This window comes from Candidatus Phaeomarinobacter ectocarpi, assembly GCF_000689395.1.
Taxonomy (GTDB): Bacteria; Pseudomonadota; Alphaproteobacteria; order CGMCC-115125; family CGMCC-115125; genus Pyruvatibacter; species Pyruvatibacter ectocarpi.
On the sequence record NZ_HG966617.1, the window covers coordinates 594,591 to 619,980 of the forward strand.

Genomic DNA, 25,390 nt, shown 5'->3' on the forward strand with positions numbered 1-25,390 from the left:
ACGAGATTTTCGTCCTCACCAGCACTTGATGACAAAAAGATAAGGAAACGGGCCCAATCGGGCTCGTTTCTGTCATATTCGGGTGGTCGACTTCGTTCACTTGCCGCCCTTAATGCGTCTCCCAACCGGAATTTCAACCATGCGCACCGGCTCACGCCCTCTCATTGCGACTGCTTTGCTTTTCTCTCTGCCGCTGCTTGCAGCATGTGGCGAGGAACAGGCGTCAGCACCAGTGGAACCCGAAACCAGTGACGTGGCGCAGGCGCCTGCACCGGGAGCGGTCGAGCCACAGGCGGAGGCGGCAGCAGAGCCAGCTGCGGAACCAGCCGAACCGCGCATTGTAGAGGCAACCGGCCAGCCGATCCCCGAGACGTTCATGCTGTCCAACGGCATGCAGGTGGTGGTGATTGAAGACCGCCGCGCCCCGGTTGTGACCCACATGGTCTGGTACAAGGTCGGCTCCGCAGACGAGCCCCGCGGCAAGTCCGGCATTGCCCACTATCTTGAGCACCTGCTGTTCAAGGGCACCGAAAAATTCCCGACCGGCGAATTCTCCGCCACCGTCGCCCGTAATGGCGGTCAGGAAAACGCCTTCACCTCCTATGACTACACAGGCTACTTCCAGCGCGTGGCGCGTGACCGGCTGCCGCTCGTCATGGAGCTGGAAGCAGACCGCATGACCGGCCTGGTGCTGACCGAAGACCTGGTGCTGCCCGAGCGCGACGTCATTCTGGAAGAACGCTCCGCGCGTATCGAGAATGATCCCGGTTCGCTTTTGTCTGAGCAGATGAACGCCATGCTGTATCTGGCGCATCCCTATGGCACGCCGATCATCGGCTGGGAGCACGAGATGCGCGGCCTGACCTATCAGGACGCTTTGGACTTCTATCGCAAATGGTATGACCCCGCGAACGCCGTTTTGATTGTGGCAGGCGACGTTGATGCCGCCGAACTGCGTCCGCTGGCAGAGCAGTTTTATGGGGTGATCCCGTCCAATGGTGGTCAGCCGGACCGGGTGCGCCCTCAGGACCCGCCCCAACGCGCCGCCCGCCGCGTGGTGCTTGAGGATGCCCGCGTCGAACAGCCCTATGTGCGCCGCTCTTACCTTGCCCCGTCTTACGCCAATGGCGAGCCGGGCGAAGCAGAAGCGCTGGACGTGCTCAGCGAAATCATCGGCGGCGGCGCCACGGCCCGCATCTACAAGTCACTGGTCGTCGATCAGAAAATCGCCCTGGGGGCCAGCGGCTGGTACATCGGGTCTTCCCTTGATGATGGCAGCATCGGCTTTTTTGCGGTGCCCGCGCCCGGTGTCGCCATGGAAGACGCCGAAGCCGCGATTGATGCTGAAATCGACAAGCTTCTGGCCGACGGCGTGACCTCTGAGGAAGTTGAACGCGCCCAGCGCACGCTTGTGGCAGATGCCATTTTTGCGCAGGACAGCCAGCAAAGCATGGCGCGCTCCTATGGCGTGGCCCTGATGACCGGCCTGACCGTGGAACATGCCGCCACCTGGCCGGACCGCGTACTGGCCGTGACCCCTGACCAGGTGACGCAAGCCGCCCGTAAATTTCTGCGCAAGGAGCGATCCGTGACCGGTGTTCTGAAGCGTCCCCAGCCTGCCGCCGAGACAGTGGAAAAGGAGGACAAGTCATGATCCGCAAGCTTCTCCTCACAACGTCCTTCCTGTTCGTAGCCTTTGTTCTGCCCGCGCAGGCCTTTGAAATCGAACCGGTTGGGAGTGAAAGCGGCATCGAGGCGTGGCTGGTCTCAGAAGACGCCGTGCCCGTTGTGGCGCTTGAAGTCCTGTTTCATGCGGGCTCCCACCTGGACCCTGACGGCAAGTCGGGGCTGGCCGACATGACCACCAGCCTGATGACCGAAGGGGCAGGGGACCTTGATAGCCAGGCCTTTGCCTCGCGCCTGCGGGACCTCAACGTGTCCGTGTCTGTCTCTGCAGGCCGCGACACGGTCAAGATCCAGATGCGCACCCTGTCGCAAAATATTCCCGAAGCCTTTGAGCTTGTGCGCCTCGCGCTGACCCAGCCGCGATTTGACGAAGGGGATGTTGCCCGCGTCCGTGCGCAGTCTCTGGCCAGTCTGGCGCAGGATCGCGAAGACCCTGACACCGTCGCCTATCGCGCTTTTTTTGCGGAGGTCTTTGACGGCCACCCTTATGCTGCATCGCCCTCCGGCACACCTGAAAGCATCGCAGCCATCACCGTGGACGACATGCGCAGCTACGCCGCCATGGCGTTTGCCCGCGACAACATTTCGGTCGCCGTTGTGGGCGACATTACGGCGGCAGAACTTGCGCCCCTGATCGACAGCACGTTCGGCAGCCTGCCCGAAACAACCGACCGCAAGGACCCCGGCGACATCGCGCCGCTCACCCCCGGCACCACGGTCATCGAGCGCGACAATCCGCAGTCGGTGGTGGTGTTCGGCATGGACGGCATGAAGCGCGATGACGAGGATTTCATTCCCGCCTTCGTGATGAACTACATGCTGGGCGGCGGCAGTTTTGTGAGCCGCATGTTCAAGGAAGTGCGCGAAGAACGCGGGTTGGTCTATTCCGTCTATACGTCGCTCTATCCGCTTTCCCATGGGGGCCTGACCCTTGGCTATTTCGCCACCAGCAATGCCACAGCCGGTGAAGCGCTTGAGGTTGCCACAGCGCAGATCCTTGATGTGGCTGAAAACGGCATCACGGCGGAAGAACTCGATGCCGCCAAGACCTACCTGACCGGCTCCTATGCCCTGCGGTTTGATTCAAGCCGCGCCATCGCAGGCCAGCTGGCAGCCATCCAGTTTGAAGGGCTTGGACTGGATTATGTGGACAGGCGCAATTCTCTGGTCAACGCAGTGACCCTTGAGGATATCTCGCGCGCCGCCAGCCGCCTGCTGAAGCCGGACGCCATGCGCGTGGTCGCTGTCGGGGCACCGGAGGGCATCACTGCGTCTCCAGAAGCGGAGGCAGAGGCCGGAGCAGCGGACGAAACACCGGCCAACTAGCTGGCCCCTTTGCCCTTTGCTACGGTGGCGAGCGCCTGTTTTGGCGAGTCGCAGTACCGGAGTAGCCTAGCGCCATGCCTTCTACCGCCACACCTTCACTGCCCTTTATCCACGACGTCTCCGGCATAATTGGTGCGGGAGGGCTGACGCAGGCCCAATACGACGCGCATCTTGCAGCAACCAAACCCGCCCTGGAGGAGCTCCGCCGTCAGCATGCAGACAGCACGCTGCCATTGCTGCACCTGTCAAAACGCCGTGACGACATTGTCGAGATGGAGCGCATTGCGGCGCACCTGAAAAAGGACGCCACCGACATCGTGGTGCTGGGGATCGGCGGCTCGAGCCTTGGCGCCAAGGCGGTGGCGCAGCTTGCCTATGATGCCACGCCAGCCCAAAGCCAAAGCGAGCCGCGCGTCCACTTTTTCGAAAATCTTGACCCGCACACCTTTGAGCGCGCCCTGCAGTCACTTGACCTGCGCACGACACGCTTTCTGGTCGTCTCCAAATCAGGCGGCACCGCGGAGCCCTTGATGCAGGCCTATGCGGCCAAGGCGGCGCTGGAGGCTTCCGGCGGTGGCGACCATCTCGCCCAGCATTTTGCCGCGATCACGGAGCCTTCCGACAACCCCGTTCGCCGCTTTGCAACCAGCATTGGCGCTCCGGTGATTGATCATGATCCACGCGTCGGCGGACGTTTTTCCATTCTCACCAATGTGGGTCTCGTGCCGGCCATGCTCATGGGGCTGGACGTTGTGGCCGTGCGCGAAGGCGCTGATCGCGTATTGGCGCCGGTGATAGCAGGTGCAGAGCCTGCGGACGTTGCCCCCGCCGCAGGGGCCGTCATGCAGGTCGGGCTCGCGCAGGAGGCAGGCGCGGCCGCCAGTGTCATCATGGCCTATTCCGACCGACTGGAAAGATTTGGCCAGTGGTATCGCCAGCTATGGGCGGAGAGCCTGGGCAAGGACGGACGCGGCACGGTCCCCGCCACCGGCATCGGACCGGTGGACCAGCACAGTCAGCTGCAGCTCTATCTCGCAGGGCCCGCGGACAAGGCCTACACCATCATGTCTGTCGGGTCCGCAGGCGCAGGCCCGCGCGTGACAACAGATGACCCGGCCCTGGACTACCTCAACGGCAAGACCATGGGCGATCTCATGGACGCGGAGTACCGCGCCACTGTGGCCACGCTCAAGGCCAACAAGCGCCCGGTGCGCACCATCGATATTCCGGTGCTGGATGAAACCGCCATGGGTGCGTTGCTCATGCATTTCATGCTGGAGACGATCATTGCCGCCCACCTGATGGGCGTGGACCCCTTCGATCAGCCCGCCGTCGAAGAAGGCAAGATCCTCGCCCGCCAATATCTGGGAGAGATGTAGGTCCGCATGTCTGATGCCGCTGCCAGTTCTGAGCATTCACGCCCGCATATCCGCAGGCTGAGCGAAGGCACGGTCAATCGGATCGCGGCGGGTGAAGTCGTCGAGCGGCCGGCCAGTGCCGTGAAGGAGCTGGTGGAAAACGCCATCGATGCGGGCGCGTCGCGCATTGAAGTGGCGATATCAGCGGGCGGCAAAACCCTCATCGCGGTTGATGACGATGGCTGCGGCATGACCGCAGATGATCTGTCGCTCGCCGTCGAACGCCACGCGACCTCAAAGCTGGCTGTCAGTGATACGGGAACGGAAGACCTCGTCCACATCCAGAGCCTTGGGTTCCGTGGCGAAGCACTGCCATCCATTGGGGCTGTGGCGCGGCTGGGCATCGTCTCGCGCCCGGCAGGCGATGAAGGTCACGCCCTGAAGGTTGAAGGCGGCAAGGTCTCCGGACCCAAGCCATCCTCGGCAGCGCCGGGCACCCGTATTGAGGTGCGCGATCTATTTTATGCGACGCCCGCCCGCCTCAAGTTCCTTAAGTCAGATCGGGCGGAAGCACAGGCGGTGGGCGATGTCATGCGTCGCATCGCCATGGCCAATCCCCGCGTCGGCTTTTCGCTCACCCATGAGGGGCGCACGTCGTTGCGTATGGATGCGGAGACTGATGCTCTTGATGATGACGCGCAGCTGTCCCGCCTGTCGCGCATTCTGGGGCGCGACTTCCAGGACAACGTGATGCCGGTGGAGATCGAGCGTGAAGGCGTTCGCATTGCAGGCTTTGCGGGCCTTCCCACCTTCAATCGCGGCAATGCCCAGGCGCAATATCTGTTCGTCAATGGACGGCCCGTCCGCGACAAGCTGCTGATCGGTGCCGTCCGCGGAGCCTATGCAGATTTTCTCGCCCGCGACCGCCACCCGGTGCTGGCGCTGTTTGTCGAGATTGACCCAGCCGAAGTGGACGTGAATGTGCATCCGGCCAAGGCAGAGGTGCGCTTCCGCGATCCGGGCCTGATCCGCGCCCTCATCGTCAAAAGCCTGCGCATGGCGCTGGATGCAGCAGGCCATCGTGCCTCGACAACGGTTGCGGGCGCAGCGCTGTCTTCGTTCCAGCCCGGTGCCCATGCGGGCCAGCAACCACCTCCCCAGCGCCACCTGATGGAACTGGCTGCGCGCGGGTTTGCCCCGACAGATGGGGCCGATGTCCAGGTACCTGTGCCCGGCATGGAGGAAACGTCACCCCTGCAGCCCCAAAACCTCCCCCAGGACCTGGCAGGCTTTGACCAGCCAGCCGCGCGCGTGGAGGAAACGTCAGCCGATGATCTGATGGACCGGCCGTTGGGTGCGGCACGCGGCCAGCTGCACCTCACTTACATCGTGGCCGAAACCCACAACGGTCTGGTGCTGGTGGATCAGCACGCCGCCCATGAGCGGCTGGTGCACGAGCGCATGAAAAAGGCACTGGCCGACACCGGCATCAGGCGTCAGGCCCTGCTGGTGCCCGAAGTGGTCGAGCTGGGCGCAGACGAGGCCGCGGCACTGGCAGACCGCTCCGACGAACTCGCCGAACTGGGACTGGTGATCGAACCATTTGGCGACGGCACAATCATCGTCCGCGAAACGCCAGCCATGCTGGGCGACACGGACATTCAGGGCCTCGTGAAGGACCTGGCCGATGAAGTCTCTGATCTGGGGCAGGCCCTGTCCCTGAAAGAGAAGCTGGATGAAGTCTCCGGCACCATGGCCTGCCACGGCTCGGTCCGCGCAGGCCGCCGACTGACCGCCGTTGAAATGAATGCCCTGCTGCGCGAGATGGAGGTAACCCCTCACTCAGGCCAGTGCAATCACGGGCGCCCGACCTATGTCACGCTCAGCCTGCCCGACATCGAAAAGCTGTTTGGGCGGCGCTAGCATCCAGATCGCCAACGCGTATGTTGCCGCCAAACAACACCCGTCTGACCTTGTGCAATAGCTACAGCGACATGACGTCTTGAAGAATTACCGGCACCTGATCAGGTGACGGGCATAAAACTTTCAGGAGACATGACAGGCGCCGCCATGCGTATGACGCTCACCACCCAGCTTGATTGCCCGATAGACACCGTGTGGACGCAGGTCCACCGGCCAGACCTGCTGCAGCACATTGCCTGGCCCCTGATCCGGTTTACCTATCGCGCGCCCCGCACACCGCCGCCCCGATGGGTGGAGGGGCGCTACCGGGTTGGCATGTGGAGCTTCGGCGTCCTGCCGCTCGGCGGCCAGTGGGTAGGGATCGAGTATCCGGAAGGCAGTTCGATCGCCGATGGGAAGGCGGTGCTCCGCGACAACGGCTCGGGCACCCTCATCCGCAAATGGGATCACTGGATATTCCTCGAGGATCTTGGAAACGGCCGCACCCGCTACACCGACCGCCTCGACGTCGAAGCAGGTGTGCTGACGCCCTTCGTCTGGCTGTTCGCCCGCCTCTTTTATGGCCATAGGCAGCGCCGGTGGCGCACGCTGGTGGCAACGGGGTTTACGGCTTTGGCGTCAGAAGAATGACTTGCGTGTCGCCATATTCCCGGCGGCTGAGTTCTTCAAACCCATCCGGACACGGAACGTCTGCGGAGGATGCTTCTTCAAGGACGCACAGGGCGGTGTCATCGAGCCAGCCGCCGGAGAGTGCCGCTGAGAGCGCAGGCCCGCCGAGGCCTTTGCCATAGGGCGGATCGCAGAACGCAAGCGAGAAGGGCGGACCAGCGGAACCTTCGCGGGCCCCCAGCTTCGTGGCGTCGCGGCGATACAGCTTGATGCGGCCTGTCTCGCCCAAAGTGTCGGCATTCTCGCGGATCAGGCCCCGGCTTTGCGGGTGGTCATCCACAAACAGCGCAAAGGATGCGCCACGCGACAGGGCCTCAAGGCCCAGCGCCCCGGTGCCGGCAAACAGGTCCAGCACCCGCGCGCCGTCGAGCGACCAGCCCTCAAAGTCGCCATGGGCCAGCACATTGAAGATCGCTTCGCGGGTGCGGTCCGATGTCGGGCGCACGCGGTCATCCTTGGGAGCCTTCAGCGGGCGGCCCTTATGGGTTCCGCCGACGATTCGCATTTGGCTTTCCTGAAGTTTTCGGACGTGCAGGGCCCCCACGGGAGGGATTTCCGCCTGATGGTTTTCCACCGGATAGGCGCGGCCCAGCCTTGCCGGAACTGCCCTTGGCTGCGGCTGGTCTGCCCCCCGGCTTGCCGGAAAACGACTTGCCACCCGCGCGCTCTATGGTCTTGCCGGCAGTACGCTCCGACGCGCGGTCCTTGAACTTGCCGCGGCCTTTGTGCCCGGCCTTGTCCTTTGTTTTGTCTCTCGCCTTGTCTTTGAGCTTGTCCTTTGGCTTTGCCTTGGCCCATCCACCGGGCTTTGGCGCGCGCGGTGCACGTTTGACGCTGCCGTCTTCCGCCATTTCGGTCTTGGGACCCCGGCCCATCTGGTCCTTGAGGACGCGTTCGGGGACTTCCTGCACCAGACCTGCAGGGAGGTCCGCCAGCTCAAACGGGCCATAGGACAGACGGATCAACCGGCTGACTTCCACATCGACCGCCGCCAGCACGCGGCGGATTTCGCGGTTCTTGCCTTCGCGTAGACCAATGGTGAGCCACTGATTGGCGCCGCCGGAGGATTGCTCGTCACGGGTGACGTTGATCTCGCCATATTTGATGCCGTCGACTTCAATGCCGGAGCGCAGCTTTGAAATGATACCGTCATGGACCTTGCCGCGCACCCGCACACGGTAGCGGCGCAGCCAGCCGGTGGCGGGTAGTTCAAGCTGCCGCGCCAGTTCGCCGTCATTGGTCAGCAGCAACAGGCCTTCGGACGCAATATCCAGGCGGCCCACGGAAATGACCCGCGGCAAATCCGACGGCAGCTTTTCAAACACCGTCGGGCGGCCTTCAGGATCCTTGGCGGTGGTCACCAGGCCCTGCGGCTTGTGGTAACGCCAGACGCGCGTCGCCTCGGGCTTTTGCACTTCCGCGCCATTCACCCGAATGACATTGCCGCTGGCGACCTTGAAGGCGGGGGTGGTGAGGCGGATGCCATCCACCTCCACGCGGCCTTCCTCGATCAGCTTTTCAGCATCGCGGCGCGAACACACGCCCGCGCGGGCCAGATATTTGGCAATCCGCTCGCCGCCGGTCGGAAATTCAAGATGGTTCTTGGAAGAAGTGTCACTCATGGGGATGGTCTGTAGCAGATGCGAGGCGGCCCTGCGAGCCAGTTGAGGGGAGAGCATCTTGACCGGGCAGGGCTGCAAAAGGCACGGTCCCGCCATGACACGCCCCATGCAGATTGCTCTGGAAGAAGCAAAGGCCGCCGCCGCCCGTGGCGAAGTGCCGGTGGGGGCCGTCGTGGTGTCACCGTCAGGAGAGATTGTGGGGCGGGCGGGCAACCGGACGCTGGAGGACAAGGACCCGACAGCGCACGCGGAAATGCTCGCCATTCGCGCGGCCTGTATGGCCCTGGGCACCGAACGGCTGATCGGCTGTGATCTCTATGTAACCCTGGAGCCCTGCCCCATGTGCGCCGGGGCGATCTCGTTTGCGCGTATCCGGCGGCTGTATTTCGGGGCAGATGACCCCAAGAGCGGCGGTGTCGAACATGGGGCGCGGGTGTTTTCCCGGTCCACCTGCCACCACGCACCCGAAGTCTATGGCGACATCGAAAGCGGTCCGTCCCGCGCGCTTCTGCGGACCTTTTTTGCGGCCCGCCGCGACTAGGGCAGGACCGGGCCAGCCCTTCCAAAACGTCGCGTCTGCTTGACCTATCGCAAGACCGTGCCCGGACACCGCCATTGGAGGTGACGGCGTGCACACAAGCCGTTAGAGTCGCCCGCGAAACCACTTATTTCGTCATAAACACGAGAAAAAATGAGGGAACTCGCATGAATTTTGAACATACCGACAAGGTCAAGGAGCTGATCGCGCGCCTTGAGGCCTTCATGGATGAGCACATCTATCCAAACGAAGACACCTACAATGCCCAGATGCAGGCGTTCCGCGACGCAGGCAACCCCTGGCAGGTGCCGCAGATCCTCGAAGACCTGAAGCCGAAGGCCCGCGAAGCCGGCCTGTGGAACCTGTTCCTGCCGCATTCAGATCTTGGCGGCGGCACCAACAACCTTGAATACGCTCCTCTGTGCGAAATCATGGGCCGCGTCGGCTGGGCATCTGAAGTCTTCAACTGCTCAGCGCCCGACACCGGCAACATGGAAGTGTTCGAGCGCTATGCGTCAGAAGAGCTGAAGGAAAAATACCTCAAGCCGCTTCTCGCCGGTGAAATCCGTTCCGCCTTCCTGATGACAGAGCCTGCGGTTGCGTCCTCTGACGCCACCAACATTGAAACCAGCATCGTGCGCGATGGTGACGAATACGTCATCAATGGCCGCAAGTGGTGGTCTTCAGGGCTTGGTGATCCACGCTGCGTCGTGGCCATCGTCATGGGCAAGACCGATCCGGGCGCTGACAGTTACCGTCAGCAGTCACAGATCATCGTTCCCATGGACGCACCGGGCATCGAGATCGTCCGTATGCTGCCAGTGTTCGGCTTTGACGATGCACCCCACGGCCACGCGGAAGTCATCCTAAAGGATGTGCGCGTTCCCGCAGGCAATCTTATCCTCGGCGAAGGCCGTGGCTTTGAAATCGCTCAGGGTCGCCTTGGACCGGGCCGTATTCACCACTGCATGCGCACCATCGGTGTGGCGGAACGCTGCCTCGAAAAGATGGTCAAGCGTCTGCTGACCCGCGAAGCCTTCGGCAAGACGATTGCTGAACACTCCGTTTGGGAACAGCGCGTGGCTGAAGCCCGCACCAACATCGAAATGACCCGTCTGCTGACCCTCAAGGCAGCGGACATGATGGACAAGGTGGGTAACAAGGTTGCCCGTGCCGAGATCGCCATGATCAAGGTTGCCGGTCCGCGCATTGCGCTGCAGGTCATTGATGATGCGATCCAGGCCCATGGGGGCGGCGGCGTGACGTCTGACTTTGGTCTCGCCAAAGCCTATTCAGGCATCCGCACCCTGCGTCTCGCAGACGGCCCGGACGAAGTGCACAACCGCACGATCGCCCGGCTTGAGTACAAGCGGCACATGGAAGAGCTGCGCGCCGCTGCCGAATAGCAGTGTCGTGATCGGTCGATCGACAGCTTGTTAAGTGGGCGGCCCGGCACCATATGGTGACCGGGCCGCTTTTTAATGGCAGTCTCAAACCTGAAAGACCATTCGAAGCCTCGACTGGCGACTTGGCCGCCCGAGGCATAAAAATCAGCAGTTTCCCGGGAAATTCGCATCATAAGCGCCGGGTCCCCAAAGCGCCCATTGCTGCATGGCCCTGTTGCCGTGTCGTGATGCGCCGAAGGAAGAAGCCAATGAAACTCTACAACAACGATCTGTCGCCTTTTTCCGCCCGTTGCCGGTTGATGTTCTATGTCAAAGGCATTGACGTGGAGATGGTGGACCCGTTCGCCGATCTGGAGCCGGATGCTTTCCGGGCTCTGACGCCATTGGCAAAAGTGCCTGCCCTGCAATTGGATGACGGGTGGGTGCTTCCTGAATCGGAAACCATCTGCGAATACATCGAGCAGATGCATCCAGAGCCTTCCTTGTTGCCGTCAGACCCCAAGGAGCGCGCGAAAGTCCGTCTCATAGGCCGTATCGGCGACCTTTACATGCTCGCGCCGCTAACGACGTTGTTCGGCAACATCGACCCCAGCGTGCGCGACCATGACAAGGTCGTTGCCGCCTTCACGGAACTCAAGACCGCCCTTGGCTGGCTGGACAACTATCTTGACGGGTCCGGCCACGCGGTGGGCGGGAAGATGTCGCTGGCCGATTGCGCGCTGGTGCCGATCCTGTTTTTCGTGCGCCGTATTCCCCAGATGTTTGGCAAGTCGATTTGCCTTCTGGATGCCCACGAGAAAACAACGAAGTACTGGCAGGGCATCTTTGATGAGCCTGCTGTCAATCGTGTCTACGAAGAAATGGATTCAGCCCTCAAAGGCATGCAGTAACCCGCGGACTAGGCTGACTTTTGCACATCGTTGTCGACAGCATCAGCATCGGGAATGGCAATCGTCACTGTTGTGCCGCGACCCGGAGTGCTTTTTATATCGAACTCGCCGTCCTGCATGTCCACGAGCGCGCGGACGAGGGGAAGCCCAAGGCCGGTGCCCTGGCTGGCCAGTTCCGCATGACGGACGACCTGCTCAAACGGATTGAGCACCCGTTCAAGATCCTGCGCCTCGATGCCGACACCTGTATCGCGCACGCTGATCGCGATGCGTCCATGGGCAGCACGCACGGCGGACAATGTGATGCGGCCACCTGCCGGTGTGAACTTCACGGCATTTGAAAGAATGTTCAAAAGGATCTGTGTGAGCGCGCGTTCGTCCGCATGCACGTGGCAATCCTCTATGCCATCCAGCTGAAGCAGCAGTTCAAGTTCGCCTTCGCCCACGCGGGTCTGCACCATACGCGCTGCTTTCTTGAGCGCCGGCACCACGGCAACGGACTCAAATGACAGTTCGTACTTGCCGGCTTCAATCTTCGACATATCAAGAATGTCGCTGATGAGAGACAGAAGATGGCTGCCGCTTTCATGGATCAACTCAGCATATTCTCCATACTGAGTATTTCCCATCGGGCCGAAAATTTCCTGCGTCATCATTTCCGAGAAGCCAAGAATGGCATTCAGCGGCGTGCGCAACTCATGGCTCATATTCGCCAGGAAGCGTGACTTGGTGAGATTGGCCTGCTCGGCATGTTCGCGCGCGGCCATCAATTCCTGCTCGCGGGTTTTTTGTTCGGTGATGTCACGCGTACAGGTGACCATGCCCTGATATTCGCCGCGGTCGTCCACAAGGGGCGTAATGGCGGATTCAAGCCACAGATATTCACCGCTGCTGGCCATCATCCGGTAGGAGACGCGGCGGGTCTGATGATCCTTGAACATGCCGACAATCTCTGTGGCGACATGCTTGCGGTCCTGCGGGTGCGTAAACTCATCCCAGGACTGTGTGAGGCTGACCTCAGGGGGATAGCCCAATACGCGTTCGACGGATGGCGACACGTAAACCGGTTTGCCTTCAACGTCGTAGCGGGAAATGACATCGGTAGAATGTTCCGCCAGCAGCCGGAATTCCTGCTCGGAATTGCGGATGGCCTTGTTGGCGCGTTCCAGCACTGTCACGTCCTGGGTCACGCCGACAAGCGATGTGGGTTTGCCAAACTGGTCACGCTCAACATGGCCAGTGATCATCAGGCGTCGGAAACTGCCATCCTCATGGCGCATTGAGACGATGCGGCTGAAAGACTCGCCATTCACCAGAGCCTGGATGGACTCCTGCGCAATGGCTTCTCGGTCCTCATCCGCAATGCGGTCGGACACCCACTGCATGTCGGGGTCGCACTGTTCGCGCTTCAGCCCAAGAATTGAGTACAGCCCATCAGACCAATAAGGTCCCACGTCGCCATCGTCCCAGCGCCAGTGCCCAAAGCCGATTGCGTTTTCTGCATTGCGTATCTGTTCTTCACGCTGTTTCTGAACGGTAATGTCGCGCGACACCATGACGATGCCTTTGACCCGTGGATCATCCACCAGATTGATCGCGTGGGTCTGGATCCAGATCCATCCCCCGCGGCCATTGCTCATGCGGTGGTCGGCCAGGTGGCGTCGTCCTCCATTGACCACTAGGTCAGTGAAGTCCGCGAACATGGCATCGTAGTCGTCGGGATGAAAATTGTCTTCGGTGAGCTTGTCGATGGACCCGTGCTCATAGCCAAAGGTCTCGGCTGCCTTCGGACAGGCATAGATGAACACGCCGTCCTGATCGATCACGGAGATCATGTCAGCGGCGTTTTCAACGACGGCACGGAAAAACCCGTCGGGGGCATCTGGCTGGTTAAAGCGCAGCGACCCCGGCGTCAGTCCGCCCTTTGTCTCAATGTCCTGGGACATCCCTCAACTTCACAGCTATTGTTCTTGCTGCTGAAAGTCTGCCCCCGGAGAGGTTAATATCCTGTAGGCACAGCGTTTTTCCGCTTTTCAGGCGCAGCGATGTGACTGAAAACCGCCAAAAAATACCCCGTGTCTGATCGCTCAGGACTTGCCGCCGACAATCCGCCACGCAGCTTCGGCAAGCATTTTCGCCGCGTTGCCATAGAGCGTCGCGCGTTCTGAGCTGGCATTGCCATCAAGGCCGCGCTTGTAAACACCCTGCGCAATGGAGGCGAGGCGGAAGATGGAAAAGCCCACATAGAACGGCCAGTTCTCGATGCCGTCACGTTCCGCCCGCTCGCAATAACGCGCCACATAGTCCATCTCGGCCGGGATGCCGGAATTTGCAAAATCAACCCGTGTCAGCGTGCCCATGGTGGGGCTGTCGATGTGATACAGCATCGAGTTGTAGCCAAGGTCTGCCAGCGGGTGCCCAATGGTCGACAGCTCCCAGTCCAGCACCGCAATCATCCTGGGCTCGGTTGGGTGAAACATCGTGTTCTCAAGCCGGTAGTCACCATGGGCAATGGAGACCGAGGCCTCGGCGGGCACATTGTCCGGCATCCATGCGATGAGGTGTTCCATCTCATCAATGGTTTCGGTTTCAGCGGCCCGGTACTGCTTGATCCAGCGGGAGATCTGCCGGTCGTAATAGTTGCCCGGCCGTCCAAACGCACCAAGACCGACAGCTTCAAAATCAACTTTGTGCAGCTCCGCCAGAACGCGGTTCATGTCGTCGTAAATGGCAGCCCGCTCGTCCGGTGTCATATCCGGCAGTGTGGGGTCACGGAACACGCGGCCTTCAAGATGCTCCATGATGTAGAACGACGTACCGACCACGCCATCGTCTTCGCACAGGGCATACATGTGCGGCACCGGCACGGGCGTGTCCGCCAGCGCCTTCATGACCGTGTATTCGCGATCAACAGCGTGGGCGCTTGCCAGCAATTGCCCGGGAGGCTTTTTGCGCATCACATATTTGCGGGCGGGCGTCACCAGCTGGAAGGTGGGGTTTGACTGACCCCCCTGGAACTGGCGGATGTCCAGCGGCCCTTCATAGCCCTCCACATGGGACTCACACCATTTTTCGAGCGCCTTCTGGTCAAAGCGATGCCGGTCGAGGACATCAATTGTTTCAGGCGTGGCGGCTGGGGCTGAATCGGACATGAGACTTCCAGGCTGAATGCAAATGTTGGGTCGCCGGTGTCCTAGCACGGGCACGGCCCGCAGCGCGACATCTGTCCGCCGATCATACGGCCACCCGATAGCCCTCTCGACACAGCCGGGCGAGAGTGCTGCAATCCCGTTATGTACCAGACACCTGAACCGCCTGAACTCCCGGACATCGCAGAGGCCGCCGCCGACGCCAAAAGCCTTCTGGACACGGTGTGGGACTGGATCATTGCCGACGTCGCAACCGTGCCGGTGGCCATTCAGGTGACGATCCTTGTGGTCATTGCCGTGACGACCATTGCGCTGGGCCGCCGCCTGGCCGGCCCTGTCGCCCAACTGGTCGCCCGCGCAGATGCCCGCGCCTGGTTGCACCGGCGGCTGGACAGGCTGGGCAGTCTCATCACCCCCGTCTCGGCGCTGTTGCTGACCTGGCTTGCAACCGCCGGCATGCGCGTCGCGGAACGTGAAACCGAGCTGCTGAGTGTGGCGTCCAGCCTGCTCATCGCCTGGGTGCTGATCCGTCTGATCACCGTGCTGACCCGGCAAACCGGCGTGACGAAGCTGGCTGGTGCGGTCATCTGGTTTGTTGCAGCCCTGGCCATCGTGGGGTGGCTGGAGCCATTCCTCGCTGCATTGGATGCGGCAGCCTTCACCGCCGGCAACATGCGCATCTCGCTGCTGACCATCATCAACGGCATTCTTCTGGTCGGTGCGCTGGTGTGGGTGGCGATCTTTGTTTCATCGCTGCTGGAAGGTCAGTTGCGGCGCATCGACGGTGTGACCCCCGCCGCAGGTGTGCTGGTGGGCAAGGTCCTGCGCATCGGCTTCCTGACTGTGGCCGTGCTGGTCGGCCTTACCTCGCTGGGTATCGACTTTACAGCAGTCGCTGTCTTCTCCGGTGCCATTGGTGTCGGCATCGGCTTTGGTTTGCAGAAGGTTGTCTCCAACCTCATCAGCGGCATCATCTTACTGCTCGACCGGTCCATCAAACCTGGCGACGTCATCGAGATCGGCCAGGCCTATGGCTGGATATCCAAGCTGGGCGCGCGCTATGCGGCAGTCGTGACCCGCGACGGCAAGGAATATCTCATTCCCAATGAAGACCTGATCACCCAGCAGGTTGTGAACTGGTCATTTTCCAACCGTGCGGTGCGTCTCAAGATTGCTGTTGGCGTCAGCTATCAATCCGATGTGCGCAAGGCGCTGGACCTGATGATGCAGTCCGCGGAGGAGCACAAACGCGTGCTCACTTCGCCGCCCCCGGCCACGCGACTGGTGGGCTTTGGCGACAACTCGGTCGATCTTGAATTGCGCATCTGGGTCAACGATCCCGAAGCAGGCGTCGTGAATGTCGCCAGCGACATTCGCCTGCACATCTGGGATCTGTTTCATGAGAACAGTATCGAGTTCCCGTTCCCGCAGCGCGACCTGCACATTACCTCAGCCGATGGCCTCAAGGAGACCATGGCCGAAGTGATGCGAAGCAGGTCAGACTAAACGGCGCCCGCCTTCTGGGCGTAGAACCAGCCTTCATCCGCCAACGGACGAACATTGGCGGCCATGGTCTTGGCGTGGTCACTGGCCGCCGTTCCATCGCGCACGCGACCGGCAATGCCCTGCAGAATGCCCGCCAGGCGCATGAAGTTATACGCATAGTAGAAATCAAGATTGTCGATGCCGCTACGGCCGGTCCGGTCGCAATAGGCTTTGACGTAATCTTCAAAGCTGGGAATGCCCAGGGCCGCAAGGTCATGATCCTTGAGGGAGCCCGTGCCGCCGCCGGTGCCCTGGCCAGGCATCTTCCACTGCATGGTGTGGTAGGTGAAATCACCAAGCGGGTGACCCAGCGTGCTCAGTTCCCAGTCCAGCACGGCAAGCACGCGCGGCTCGGTTGGGTGCAGCACCATGTTGTCCAGACGGTAGTCGCCATGGACGATGGAGTTTGAATCTTCGTCGGGAATATTGTTCGGCAACCACTCCATGAGCTTGTTCATGGACTCGATGGTTTGCGTCTCACTGGCCACATACTGCTTGGACCAGCGCGAAATCTGGCGCGCGAAATAGTTGCCCGGCTTGCCGAAATCAGCAAGGCCGACTTTCTCGTAGTCGACCATGTGCAGCTTGGCGATGGTGTCGTTCATCGCATCGTAGATCTGGCCGCGGCTTTCTTTCGATTCATTGGGCAGCAACGCTTCCCAGAGGATGCGGCCTTCGACCATTTCCATGACGTAGAACATCGTGCCGATGACGTCGTCGTCTTCGCACAGGGTGTAGGCCTTGGGCACCGGAACGTTTGTGTCGCCCAGGGCTGAGATCACTTTGAATTCACGATCAACCGCGTGCGCGGAGGGCAGAAGCTTGCCTGGCGGCTTGCGGCGCAGAACATATTTCTTTTTCGGCGTGACCAGCTGATAGGTCGGGTTGGATTGACCACCCTTGAATTCACGGACTTCAAGCGGGCCTTTAAAGCCCTCAACCGTGTCGTTCAGATACTCAAACAGTTTGGTCTCATCAAACCGGTGATTGTCCGCCACACCCTTGGTGCCGGAGAACATCTCCTGGCGGTCATCCGATTCTGCTGCATCACTCATGGGGAAATTCCCTGTTCAGTTTCTTGGTTTGCTTGGTTCCTGAGTTTCGTATGTCTCAAATGCGTAGGGGCCTTCAGGCGTTTTCGCGGTCTTCCATTTCCCTTTGGAGCGCGCGCCAGCCGATATCGCGGCGGCTAAAGCCTTCAGGCCAGTCAATCTTGTCTACCGCAGCATAGGCCAGCGCCTGCGCTTGCGCCACCGATGCGCCCATGGCGGTCACATTGAGCACCCGTCCGCCGGTGGCCACGACCTGGCCGTCTTTCTCGGCGGTGCCCGCATGAAAAATCTCCACGCTGTCATCCGCGCCCGCGTCATCCAGATTGTTGATCGGCGTGTTCTTCTCATAGGCACCGGGATAGCCCTTGGCAGCCATGACCACGCTCAGCGCCGGGTCCTCATGCCAGGTGACGCTGGCACCGGAGAGGTCGCCGCGCGCGGCCGCATCCAGCAGCGGCAACAAATCACTCTGCATACGCATCATCAGCACCTGGCATTCCGGATCGCCAAATCGCGCATTGTATTCAATGAGCTCAGGACCCTTGTCGGTAATCATCAGGCCCGCAAAGATCACGCCCTTGTACGGCATGCCATCCGCCTTCAGCGTGTCGAGGGTCGGCTGGATCATTTTCGTCATGGTGAACGCGACGAGATCAGGCGTCATCACCGGGGCCGGGGAGTAGGCACCCATCCCGCCAGTGTTGGGCCCCACATCACCATCGCCTACGCGTTTGTGGTCCTGCGCCGTGACGAGCGGCACAGCGCGTTCACCGTCGCACAGGGCAAAGAAGCTGGCTTCTTCGCCTTCCAGAAAAGCCTCGACGACAACTTCCGCGCCAGCCTCGCCAAAGCGCCCGTCAAAGGCTTCGGTGATGGCGTTCTCAGCATCCGCCAGTTCCATGGCGACCGTCACGCCCTTGCCCGCGGCAAGTCCATCCGCCTTGATCACGATGGGGGCGCCTTGCTCGCGCACATAAGCCAGCGCGTCGTCCGCATTGGTGAAGTGGCGGTAGGCAGCCGTGGGGATGCCTGCGCGCTGGCAAATGTCCTTGGTGAAGGCCTTGGACCCTTCAAGCTGGGCCGCCTTGGCGCTGGGGCCAAAGACCCGGATGCCGGCCTCTTCCAGCCGGTCGGTCAGGCCAGCCACGAGCGGGCCTTCCGGGCCGACCACCACCAGGTCAATTTGGGTGTCGCGGGCAAAGGTCACCAGCGCGTCGAGGTCCTCAACGCCGATGGGTACGCATTCAGCGACCGCCTTCATACCCGAATTGCCGGGGGCGGCGTAAAGCTTGGTGAGCCTGGGGCTCTGGGCCAGTTTCCAGCACAAGGCGTGTTCGCGTCCGCCGGAGCCTACCACCAATACTTTCATGTCTGCCGTGCCCGCCAAAAGGAGGTGAAATGGAGTGCCCTTTGCGTTTGCCCGATAGCCTATCGCGCTGCCGAAGGGTATGCTGACCGGGTTCTAGCACGAAGTCTCGCGCCCTTAGAACCCATCGAAAACCGGCGGGAAATCCGCCTTTCTTTCAAACGGATTCACACCTGCAAGGCGACCCGAATTGGCCACTGATTCTCTTGACGCACCCGCCTTGGGCAACGCCCCTGAATACTCCGTTTCGGAGATATCCGGTGCCGTCAAACGCATGGTCGAGGACCAGTTCGGCCATGTGCGGGTGCGCGGCGAGATCGGCCGGGTGTCGCGGCCTGCCTCCGGCCACATCTATCTGGACTTGAAGGACGATCGCGCGGTCCTGTCCGGTGTGATCTGGAAAGGCAACGCGTCGCGCCTCGCGACCCAGCCCGAGCAGGGGCTGGAAGTGATCGCGGTCGGCCGTCTGACGACGTTCCCCGGCCAGTCGAAATATCAGATCGTCATCGAGTCCATCGAGCCTGCCGGTGTTGGCGCGCTGATGAAACTGCTGGAAGACCGCCGCAAGAAGCTGGCCGCCGAAGGCCTGTTTGATGCGGACCATAAAAAGCCGCTGCCATTTCTGCCGGACGTGATCGGCGTCGTGACGTCTCCGTCCGGCGCTGTCATTCGCGACATTCTGCATCGCGTCCGCGACCGGTTCCCCCGCCATGTGCTGGTCTGGCCAACACGGGTGCAGGGGGAAACCGCTGCGGCGGAAGTTGCCGCCGGCATCAGGGGCTTCAACGCGCTTGAGCCGGGCGGCGACATTCCACGCCCGGACCTCATCATCGTCGCGCGCGGCGGCGGCAGTGTCGAAGATTTGTGGCCCTTCAACGAAGAAGTGGTGGTGCGGGCCGCCTTTGAAAGCGACATTCCGCTGATCTCGGCTGTGGGTCACGAGACAGATACAACGCTGATCGACTTTGCGTCAGACCTGCGGGCGCCGACACCAACGGCCGCCGCTGAACATGCAGTGCCGGTCCGCGCTGATCTCATTGCGCAGGTGATGGAGCAGGGTGCCCGCCAGCACCGCACCATGACCCGCAGGCTGGAACAGGCCCGCACCGATGTGCGCAGCCTTGCCCGCGCCCTGCCAAGGCCTGAACGCCTGCTGGAAATCCAGCGCCAGCGGCTGGACGTGGCAGGTGAGCGCCTGGTCAGCCATCGCGGGCGCTTCCTGCAGGACCGGCGAGCCACTTTGGCCAACTGGGCAGGACGCCTTGAAGCCCGTCGCCCGCAGGCGCAGCTGGCCCAGTCCCGCAAGGACCTGGATGCCCTGGGAGACCGTCTCCTGCGCCGTCGCGATGTGGCAACGCAGGCCGCGCGGCGGGCGCTGGACCCTGTGGCCGAGCGCTTGCCGTGGGTCTTTGCAGTCCATGTCGAAAACCGCCGCAAACGTCTGGATCAGGCCGGGCGGTTGCTGGACACACTGTCCCACAAGAGCGTGCTGGAGCGCGGTTTCGCGCTGGCCCTTGATGGCAATGGCAAGCCCATCCGCTCAGGCGGCGCGGCGCGCGAGGCAGGACGGTTCGCACTTGAGTTTGCCAATGCCGACCGGGTGACGGTTGAAACGGTTGAGGGGCCCGCGCCCAAGGGTAGCGTGAAAAAGCCCGCCACGGCCAAAAAGGCCGCGCCGAAACGCAAAGGGCAGGGAGAGCTCTTCTAGACCGTTTTCCTCTCCCCTTTATGCTCACTCTCCGTGTCTCCGGGCTTGACCCGGAGCCTACTCTCATCCGTTGCGCATCTTGGCATCTGCGAGTGGGCCCCGGATCAAGCCCGGGGCTGCGGAGGAAAAAAGGTCAAAGGTCGCACGATATTGCTGCCCTGTTCCTGCCGCTATCGCCCGTGATAAGAATGGGGACGAACAAGACATTGAATGAGAATTGGGAATGAGGATTGTCCGTGAACCGGTTTGACAGCCAGATGGGCGGCGAAGCGCGCCTTCGCTATCTCGATGCAGATTATGACGTTCTGGCACCGGGCTCCTTTGTGACCTGTGCTGTGACCGGCGAGCGGATTTCGCTGGATGAACTGCGCTACTGGAGCGTGGACCGGCAGGAACCCTATGCGACTGCCGAAGCCGTCGTGAAAAGGGATCTTGGTCTTGCGTAAATCAGTAATCGCAGCAGCGCTCGCCCTGTTCAGCATGCCCGCCTCCGCGCTGGAATTGGACGGCGATCTCAGCCAGGGCGGCATGGTCATCGGCACTGTGGAGCCGGGCAGCGAAGTCTCGTTGGACGGCGACATGCTGCCCGTGACCGAAGAAGGAAAGTTCGTCATCGGCTTTGGCCGCGACCACGGCCCGACGGCACTGCTGGCAGTCATGAAGGACGGAACGGACGAGCAGGAAGTCTGGCCGCTGGAGATTGCCAGGCGCGACTACGACATTCAGCGCATTGACGGCCTGCCGCCGGGAAAAGTCGGCGGGTTTTCAGCCGCCACTCTCAAGCGCATCCGCGCCGACAACGCCCAGGTTGCCGCCGCCCGTCGTGACACAGGCCGCGACGAGCATTTCCTGTCCGGTTTCATCTGGCCCACCAAGGGGCGCATTTCCGGCGTCTACGGCTCCCAGCGCGTGCTGAACGGTGAGCCGCGACGTCCGCATTTCGGCATTGATATCGCCGCGCCCACCGGCACGCCGGTTCTGTCTCCTGCCGCAGGCACTGTCCGGCTGGCGGAAAGCGATCACTTCTTTACCGGCGGCATCGTCATCATTGATCACGGCTTCGCGGTGAACTCGACCCTTTTCCACCTGCACAGCGTGGATGTGGAAGTTGGTCAGGTGGTGGCGCAGGGTGAGCAGATCGGCACCGTTGGAGCGACGGGCCGCGCAACCGGCCCGCATCTGGACTGGCGCATGAACTGGGGTAAGCAGCGTCTTGATCCCCAGCTCGTTGTCGGGCCGATGCCTCAGTAGGCGAATTACTCTTTCGGCCAGCGGTTGTGCAGCCACAGCCACATGCCCGGGCGCTGTCTGATCCAGTCTTCCAGAAACTGATTGACCTTGAGCGTGATGGCGGCGATGTCCGCCTGCATGTCGCCGGTCTTGTCGTGCGCAAGCGGCGGCCAGAAGCGGATGCGGAATTTCGTGCCCGCCAGCCGCTCGAACGTCACCGGCACGATCGGCACATTGTAGCGAAGCGACATGGTGGCGGGTGCCGCAGGAGACATGGCAGGACGGCCAAAGAAAGTGCTTTCAATGCCGTCATTCATCTTCTGGTCGGCCAGCATGCACAGGCTGACACCGGACTTGAGACACTTGACCAGTTCGCGTGCGCCGGATGGTCCCTTTGGCACCTGATGGGCCATGATGTGCTGCTGGCGGGCACGGGTGATCCACGCATCCACGGCAGGGTTGTTGGGCGCGCGATAGATTTCCGCGCCCTCGACACCCGCCCGCGCCACCGTCAGCGGCATCAGCTCCCAATTGGCAAAATGTCCGGAAACGAAGATGGCGGACCTGCCGTCTTCGGCAAAACTGTTGAGGACATCAGCGCCAAGGACTTCGATATCGGCGTCATCGGCATCCGGGCCGCCCGTCGTAAAGCTGCCCAGATGGGGGTACTCGCCCGCAACCCGACCCAGATTGTCCCACATCTGTGACAGATAGTCGGCGCGTTGCTGCGGCGTCAGGTCCGGCAGCACGCGGGCCATGCTGGCATCAGCCTTTTTGTGGCGTGAGATTTTGGGGCCGATGGTGCGGAACAGCCAGCCGCCAAAGGCAGACGCCCGCTCGCGGCCAAGCGCCTTGAACGCCCCCATGAGGAGTGAAAAGCCTGCCGATTCCAGCTTGTGCTGCCAGCCGCTCATGGGTGCTGTTCCTTCAAAAGGCTTTGTAGTCGCCCGCCCGAGAGGCGGCATTGATACGCGCTGTCAGCACCTGGTCAAGCGCCTCCGGGTCATCAAAAACAACTTCAACCGGAAGCGTGCGCGCATGGGAGCGCAGTTCAGCCAGCGCGCCGGAATGACCTGCGCCGCCCAGCCGGGCCATGTCCTTCTCGGTGGTGACTAGGGTCAGGGCACCGTCGCGCGCGCGGCTGAGCAAGGCCTGTGCCTCGTCATCGGTAAAGCTGTGATGGTCACCAAAGGCCTGTGTCTCGCGTATGTCAGCGCCCAGATCCTTCAGCGTATCGAAAAACTTCTGCGGTTTGCCGATGCCCGCAAACGCCAGCACGCGCTTGCCGCGCCACTGCTCCGCGTCGCCGGCCGGCACAAGCGTCCCGGCGAAGACGGGCAGGTCGAGCGACCGGGCCCTGGAGATGACATCATCCGCCGCGTCTCCCTTGCCCATGACCACAAGGCAGTGCGCGCGCGCCAGAGCATCATCGGCCGCCTCGCGCATGGGACCGGCGGGAATGAGCAATCCATTGCCAAGGCCGGTCGCCGCATCAATCACCACAATGCCCGCATCCTTGTGCAGCGATGGATTTTGAAACCCGTCATCCATCACAACAACGCTGGCACCATTGTTGCCGGCCATCTCTGCACCCTTGGGGCGGTTACCGGACACAATCGTGGGAAAGCTGCGGGCCAGGAGCAGGGGCTCGTCCCCCACATCAATGGCGTGCGACGTGTCAGCATCCACCAGCAAAGGGCCGGGCAGACGTCCGCCATAGCCACGGGTCAGGAATGTCGGCTTCTCGCCAAGCGCGGCCAGCCGCTTTGCGATCGCAATGGCAACGGGTGTCTTGCCGCTGCCGCCCGCAGTGATGTTGCCGACGCACACAACGGGAACGCTGGCGCGCTGCGGCACCACCATGCGGGCACGGGCACGCGTGACAGAGGCATAAAGCGATGCGACCGGTGTCAGTACGCGGGCCAGCCAGTGACCGGCATTTTGCCAGTGATCAGGTGCGCGCATTGGATGTGCCTCCCGTTGCCGTATCCAGGAAGGGCAGCAGGTCTGTGAGCGTTGTCTCAAGCGCCCCAGTGAGGCTGCCGGCGGTTTCAGCCGCTGCGGTCACCCGTGCGCCTGCCAACACCCCATCCGACATGAGCCGCCCGATGGCCGCAGCCAGCGATGGCGCGTCGGTGACGGTCTCACTGGCTTTGCCGTCTGAAAACGCCCGGTAGATGCCTTCAAAATTATGCACATGCGGGCCGGTCAGAATGGCCGCGCCAAGTAAAGCGGGTTCAATGGGGTTGTGCCCGCCCACGCGCACCAGCGACCCGCCCATGAACACAATCGTCAGAACACGGAAGAAGCCACCAAGCTCGCCAAGTGTGTCGGCCAGATAGATGTCTGTCCGACCCGTGACGCGATCACCGGTGCTGCGCTGGGCGACGTCCAGGTCCATGTCGCGCAGCATGCGCGCGATCTCAGGGCCGCGCTCAGGATGCCGGGGAACGATAACGGTCAGCAGACCGGGGATGGCTTTTTTCAACAGCTGGTGAGTGTCCGCAAGGATGCGTTCCTCACCGGGATGGGTGCTGGCAGCGACCCACGCGGCGCGGCCCGCCAGAAACCGCGTCAGATCGCCCATCAGCCCGTCGGGCGCCGGTGGTGGTGCGGCATCGACCTTGAGATTGCCAACAGCCTTTGCGCCCGTGGCACCCAGGCGTCGGAGGCGCGCGGCGGCCGTTTCATCCTGCGCCAGCACCAGACCAAAGCTGCCGGTGATGCTGCGGGCCGCGCTGGCCCACCAGCGCCAGCCGCGTTCAGAAGAGGCAGACATCCGCGCATTGATCAGCGCCATGGGGATGCGGCGGGCCCGCGTCAGGGTGATGAGATTGGGCCAGAGCTCGCTTTCCACCAGCACGGCCGCATCAGGCCGCCAGTGATCCAGAAAGCCGGCCACGGCACCGGGCGTGTCCACCGGCACGAACTGATGCAGGGCCCGCTCCGGCAGACGCTTGCCAAGCAGTTTCGCCGACGTGACCGTGCCCGATGTCACCAGCAGGGTAAGGTCAGGGCGGGCCGCGAGAATGCGATCAATGAGTGTGAGGATCGACAGGGATTCGCCGACGCTGGCGGCATGCAGCCATACCAGATGTCCCGCCGGGCGCTTCAGGCCGGCTGTACCCAGACGCTCGCCCATACGCACCGGATCTTCTTTGCCGCGTTTCATGCGCCGCTGCAGATAGGCCGGGATCAGCGGTCCAAGCAGACGCGTCAGACCGCGATAGATTGCCAGGCCACTCATGTGAGCGGTTCCAGCGGCGGATGACCCATATGCGCGCGGGTCTCCGCGCTGAGAGTTTGCAGCACCGTGTCGAGATGGGCGCGGGTGGTGTCCATCGCCTCAGCGTCGGCATCGCGCGGGACATAAATCGGCTCCCCCCATTTGATGAGGCCACGGGAGAACGGGCGGTGCAGGGCAAAGCGGTCCCAGCTGTTCATGATTTTCGCGCGGTTCGAGGCCCCGGCGATAGGCAGGATCGGCACACCAGACAGGCGTGCAAGAACAATCAGGCCTTCCTTGGACTGCATGCCTGGTCCGCGCGGCCCATCCGGCGTGATGCCAATGCTGTCTCCCTCCTTGAGCATTTTTAGCATGCCGCGCAGGGCGGCGCGTCCACCCTTGTCCTTGCCGTTCTTGTCAGAGGACCCGCGCACGGCACCGATGTTCAGCTTGGCCAGCGCCTGCGCGATCATCTCGCCATCGAGATTCTGAGAAATCAGCATGCTGATGGGTTTTTCACAGCGCCAGCAATCAACTATGATCAGCATCTGTCCATGCCAGAACGCCACGATGAACGGCTTGTCGGCTTTCCAGAACTGCTCTGGAATGTGCTGGTTCTCAACCTCGATGCGGCTGGTCCACAGCATGAAGCGGATGTACCACGCCGCCACAGTGGAGATGAGGCCCGCAACAAAC

The 25,390-nt window shown here is 62.0% G+C and carries 22 protein-coding genes; 12 read left to right on the plus strand and 10 right to left on the minus strand.

The features are described from left to right. Positions 1–139 precede the first annotated feature (139 nt). From BN1012_RS02845 to BN1012_RS02865, 5 genes are all read left to right on the plus strand, one after another. Positions 140–1,654 (plus strand): M16 family metallopeptidase, encoded by a 1,515-nt coding sequence (locus BN1012_RS02845; protein WP_081826166.1) that lies wholly within the window; start codon positions 140–142, stop codon positions 1,652–1,654. Further along, on the plus strand, positions 1,651–3,012 hold the full coding sequence (locus tag BN1012_RS02850; protein ID WP_043948447.1) for a M16 family metallopeptidase: 1,362 nt from the start codon (positions 1,651–1,653) through the stop codon (positions 3,010–3,012). Before BN1012_RS02845 ends, BN1012_RS02850 begins: the two co-directional genes overlap by 4 nt. 74 nt (positions 3,013–3,086) lie before the next feature. Next, a complete protein-coding gene (locus tag BN1012_RS02855; RefSeq protein WP_043948448.1) occupies positions 3,087–4,391 on the plus strand; it encodes a hypothetical protein in 1,305 nt (434 codons plus the stop codon). A gap of 6 nt (positions 4,392–4,397) precedes the next feature. Beyond that, positions 4,398–6,293: a DNA mismatch repair endonuclease MutL gene (mutL, locus tag BN1012_RS02860; protein ID WP_043948449.1), complete on the plus strand. Its 1,896-nt coding sequence runs from the start codon at positions 4,398–4,400 to the stop codon at positions 6,291–6,293. A gap of 147 nt (positions 6,294–6,440) precedes the next feature. Further along, complete coding sequence (locus tag BN1012_RS02865; protein ID WP_043950564.1) at positions 6,441–6,923, plus strand: hypothetical protein; 483 nt, start codon at positions 6,441–6,443, stop codon at positions 6,921–6,923. On the opposite strand, the gene rsmD is transcribed toward BN1012_RS02865, so the two are convergent. Both rsmD and BN1012_RS02875 read right to left on the minus strand, forming a co-directional pair. Continuing rightward, complete coding sequence (gene rsmD, locus BN1012_RS02870) at positions 6,898–7,467, minus strand: 16S rRNA (guanine(966)-N(2))-methyltransferase RsmD (protein WP_043948450.1); 570 nt, start codon at positions 7,465–7,467, stop codon at positions 6,898–6,900. The genes BN1012_RS02865 and rsmD overlap by 26 nt on opposite strands. After that, a complete protein-coding gene (locus BN1012_RS02875; RefSeq protein ID WP_063958482.1) occupies positions 7,442–8,584 on the minus strand; it encodes a pseudouridine synthase in 1,143 nt (380 codons plus the stop codon). Before BN1012_RS02875 ends, rsmD begins: the two co-directional genes overlap by 26 nt. A 94-nt stretch (positions 8,585–8,678) precedes the next feature. On the opposite strand from BN1012_RS02875, the gene BN1012_RS02880 reads away from it, so the two are divergent. The 3 genes from BN1012_RS02880 (at position 8,679) to BN1012_RS02890 (ending at position 11,418) form a co-directional block, all read left to right on the plus strand. Beyond that, positions 8,679–9,125 carry a nucleoside deaminase gene (locus BN1012_RS02880; RefSeq protein ID WP_244442935.1) on the plus strand — a complete coding sequence of 149 codons (447 nt, stop codon included), beginning with the start codon at positions 8,679–8,681 and terminating at the stop codon, positions 9,123–9,125. Between the two features lie 164 nt (positions 9,126–9,289). After that, positions 9,290–10,528 (plus strand): acyl-CoA dehydrogenase family protein, encoded by a 1,239-nt coding sequence (locus BN1012_RS02885; RefSeq protein ID WP_043948451.1) that lies wholly within the window; start codon positions 9,290–9,292, stop codon positions 10,526–10,528. Positions 10,529–10,776: 248 nt separating this feature from the next. Next, on the plus strand, positions 10,777–11,418 hold the full coding sequence (locus BN1012_RS02890) for a glutathione S-transferase family protein (RefSeq protein WP_043948452.1): 642 nt from the start codon (positions 10,777–10,779) through the stop codon (positions 11,416–11,418). Positions 11,419–11,426: 8 nt separating this feature from the next. On the opposite strand, the gene BN1012_RS16570 is transcribed toward BN1012_RS02890, so the two are convergent. Together BN1012_RS16570 and BN1012_RS02900 are read right to left on the minus strand one after the other, a co-directional pair. Beyond that, positions 11,427–13,364 (minus strand): PAS domain-containing protein, encoded by a 1,938-nt coding sequence (locus tag BN1012_RS16570; RefSeq protein WP_052534443.1) that lies wholly within the window; start codon positions 13,362–13,364, stop codon positions 11,427–11,429. Between the two features lie 141 nt (positions 13,365–13,505). Further along, on the minus strand, positions 13,506–14,570 hold the full coding sequence (locus tag BN1012_RS02900; protein ID WP_043948453.1) for a phosphotransferase: 1,065 nt from the start codon (positions 14,568–14,570) through the stop codon (positions 13,506–13,508). A gap of 141 nt (positions 14,571–14,711) precedes the next feature. On the opposite strand from BN1012_RS02900, the gene BN1012_RS02905 reads away from it, so the two are divergent. After that, positions 14,712–16,073 (plus strand): mechanosensitive ion channel family protein, encoded by a 1,362-nt coding sequence (locus BN1012_RS02905; protein WP_081826168.1) that lies wholly within the window; start codon positions 14,712–14,714, stop codon positions 16,071–16,073. On the opposite strand, the gene BN1012_RS02910 is transcribed toward BN1012_RS02905, so the two are convergent. Continuing rightward, on the minus strand, positions 16,070–17,167 hold the full coding sequence (locus BN1012_RS02910) for a phosphotransferase family protein (protein ID WP_043948454.1): 1,098 nt from the start codon (positions 17,165–17,167) through the stop codon (positions 16,070–16,072). The genes BN1012_RS02905 and BN1012_RS02910 overlap by 4 nt on opposite strands. Before the next feature lie 73 nt (positions 17,168–17,240). Then, positions 17,241–18,533, minus strand: a complete 1,293-nt coding sequence (gene purD, locus BN1012_RS02915) for a phosphoribosylamine--glycine ligase (RefSeq protein WP_043948455.1) — start codon at positions 18,531–18,533, stop codon at positions 17,241–17,243. A gap of 187 nt (positions 18,534–18,720) precedes the next feature. Between purD and xseA the strand changes: the two genes are divergently transcribed. The 3 genes from xseA (at position 18,721) to BN1012_RS02930 (ending at position 21,489) form a co-directional block, all read left to right on the plus strand. Continuing rightward, positions 18,721–20,238, plus strand: coding sequence for an exodeoxyribonuclease VII large subunit (gene xseA / locus BN1012_RS02920; protein WP_043948456.1), 1,518 nt, complete (start codon positions 18,721–18,723; stop codon positions 20,236–20,238). A gap of 257 nt (positions 20,239–20,495) precedes the next feature. Then, positions 20,496–20,684: a DUF2093 domain-containing protein gene (locus tag BN1012_RS02925; RefSeq protein ID WP_043950569.1), complete on the plus strand. Its 189-nt coding sequence runs from the start codon at positions 20,496–20,498 to the stop codon at positions 20,682–20,684. Next, on the plus strand, positions 20,677–21,489 hold the full coding sequence (locus BN1012_RS02930; RefSeq protein ID WP_197538334.1) for a M23 family metallopeptidase: 813 nt from the start codon (positions 20,677–20,679) through the stop codon (positions 21,487–21,489). Before BN1012_RS02925 ends, BN1012_RS02930 begins: the two co-directional genes overlap by 8 nt. 5 nt (positions 21,490–21,494) lie before the next feature. On the opposite strand, the gene BN1012_RS02935 is transcribed toward BN1012_RS02930, so the two are convergent. Genes BN1012_RS02935 through BN1012_RS02950 form a run of 4 tightly spaced genes read right to left on the minus strand, consistent with a single transcriptional unit; the run spans position 21,495 to position 25,341 of the window. Then, positions 21,495–22,382, minus strand: a complete 888-nt coding sequence (locus BN1012_RS02935) for a lysophospholipid acyltransferase family protein (protein ID WP_043948458.1) — start codon at positions 22,380–22,382, stop codon at positions 21,495–21,497. A gap of 13 nt (positions 22,383–22,395) precedes the next feature. Next, positions 22,396–23,433, minus strand: coding sequence for a tetraacyldisaccharide 4'-kinase (gene lpxK / locus BN1012_RS02940; protein WP_043948459.1), 1,038 nt, complete (start codon positions 23,431–23,433; stop codon positions 22,396–22,398). Continuing rightward, positions 23,420–24,715, minus strand: a complete 1,296-nt coding sequence (locus tag BN1012_RS02945) for a 3-deoxy-D-manno-octulosonic acid transferase (RefSeq protein WP_043948460.1) — start codon at positions 24,713–24,715, stop codon at positions 23,420–23,422. Before BN1012_RS02945 ends, lpxK begins: the two co-directional genes overlap by 14 nt. Continuing rightward, positions 24,712–25,341, minus strand: coding sequence for a lysophospholipid acyltransferase family protein (locus tag BN1012_RS02950; protein ID WP_145973392.1), 630 nt, complete (start codon positions 25,339–25,341; stop codon positions 24,712–24,714). Before BN1012_RS02950 ends, BN1012_RS02945 begins: the two co-directional genes overlap by 4 nt. Between the last annotated feature and the right edge of the window lie 49 nt (positions 25,342–25,390).

Coding starts and splice junctions, on each gene's coding strand:
- BN1012_RS02855 (WP_043948448.1), top strand. CDS start 3,087: ATGCCTTCTACCGCCACACCTTCACTGCCCTTTATCCACGACGTCTCC.
- mutL (WP_043948449.1), top strand. CDS start 4,398: ATGTCTGATGCCGCTGCCAGTTCTGAGCATTCACGCCCGCATATCCGC.
- BN1012_RS02880 (WP_244442935.1), top strand. CDS start 8,679: ATGACACGCCCCATGCAGATTGCTCTGGAAGAAGCAAAGGCCGCCGCC.
- BN1012_RS02935 (WP_043948458.1), bottom strand. CDS start 22,382: ATGAGCGGCTGGCAGCACAAGCTGGAATCGGCAGGCTTTTCACTCCTC.
- BN1012_RS16570 (WP_052534443.1), bottom strand. CDS start 13,364: ATGTCCCAGGACATTGAGACAAAGGGCGGACTGACGCCGGGGTCGCTG.
- BN1012_RS02910 (WP_043948454.1), bottom strand. CDS start 17,167: ATGAGTGATGCAGCAGAATCGGATGACCGCCAGGAGATGTTCTCCGGC.
- BN1012_RS02905 (WP_081826168.1), top strand. CDS start 14,712: ATGTACCAGACACCTGAACCGCCTGAACTCCCGGACATCGCAGAGGCC.
- BN1012_RS02845 (WP_081826166.1), top strand. CDS start 140: ATGCGCACCGGCTCACGCCCTCTCATTGCGACTGCTTTGCTTTTCTCT.
- BN1012_RS02875 (WP_063958482.1), bottom strand. CDS start 8,584: ATGAGTGACACTTCTTCCAAGAACCATCTTGAATTTCCGACCGGCGGC.
- purD (WP_043948455.1), bottom strand. CDS start 18,533: ATGAAAGTATTGGTGGTAGGCTCCGGCGGACGCGAACACGCCTTGTGC.
- BN1012_RS02945 (WP_043948460.1), bottom strand. CDS start 24,715: ATGAGTGGCCTGGCAATCTATCGCGGTCTGACGCGTCTGCTTGGACCG.
- lpxK (WP_043948459.1), bottom strand. CDS start 23,433: ATGCGCGCACCTGATCACTGGCAAAATGCCGGTCACTGGCTGGCCCGC.
- rsmD (WP_043948450.1), bottom strand. CDS start 7,467: ATGCGAATCGTCGGCGGAACCCATAAGGGCCGCCCGCTGAAGGCTCCC.
- BN1012_RS02850 (WP_043948447.1), top strand. CDS start 1,651: ATGATCCGCAAGCTTCTCCTCACAACGTCCTTCCTGTTCGTAGCCTTT.
- BN1012_RS02885 (WP_043948451.1), top strand. CDS start 9,290: ATGAATTTTGAACATACCGACAAGGTCAAGGAGCTGATCGCGCGCCTT.
- BN1012_RS02900 (WP_043948453.1), bottom strand. CDS start 14,570: ATGTCCGATTCAGCCCCAGCCGCCACGCCTGAAACAATTGATGTCCTC.
- BN1012_RS02865 (WP_043950564.1), top strand. CDS start 6,441: ATGCGTATGACGCTCACCACCCAGCTTGATTGCCCGATAGACACCGTG.
- BN1012_RS02925 (WP_043950569.1), top strand. CDS start 20,496: ATGGGCGGCGAAGCGCGCCTTCGCTATCTCGATGCAGATTATGACGTT.
- BN1012_RS02950 (WP_145973392.1), bottom strand. CDS start 25,341: ATGCTGTGGACCAGCCGCATCGAGGTTGAGAACCAGCACATTCCAGAG.
- BN1012_RS02890 (WP_043948452.1), top strand. CDS start 10,777: ATGAAACTCTACAACAACGATCTGTCGCCTTTTTCCGCCCGTTGCCGG.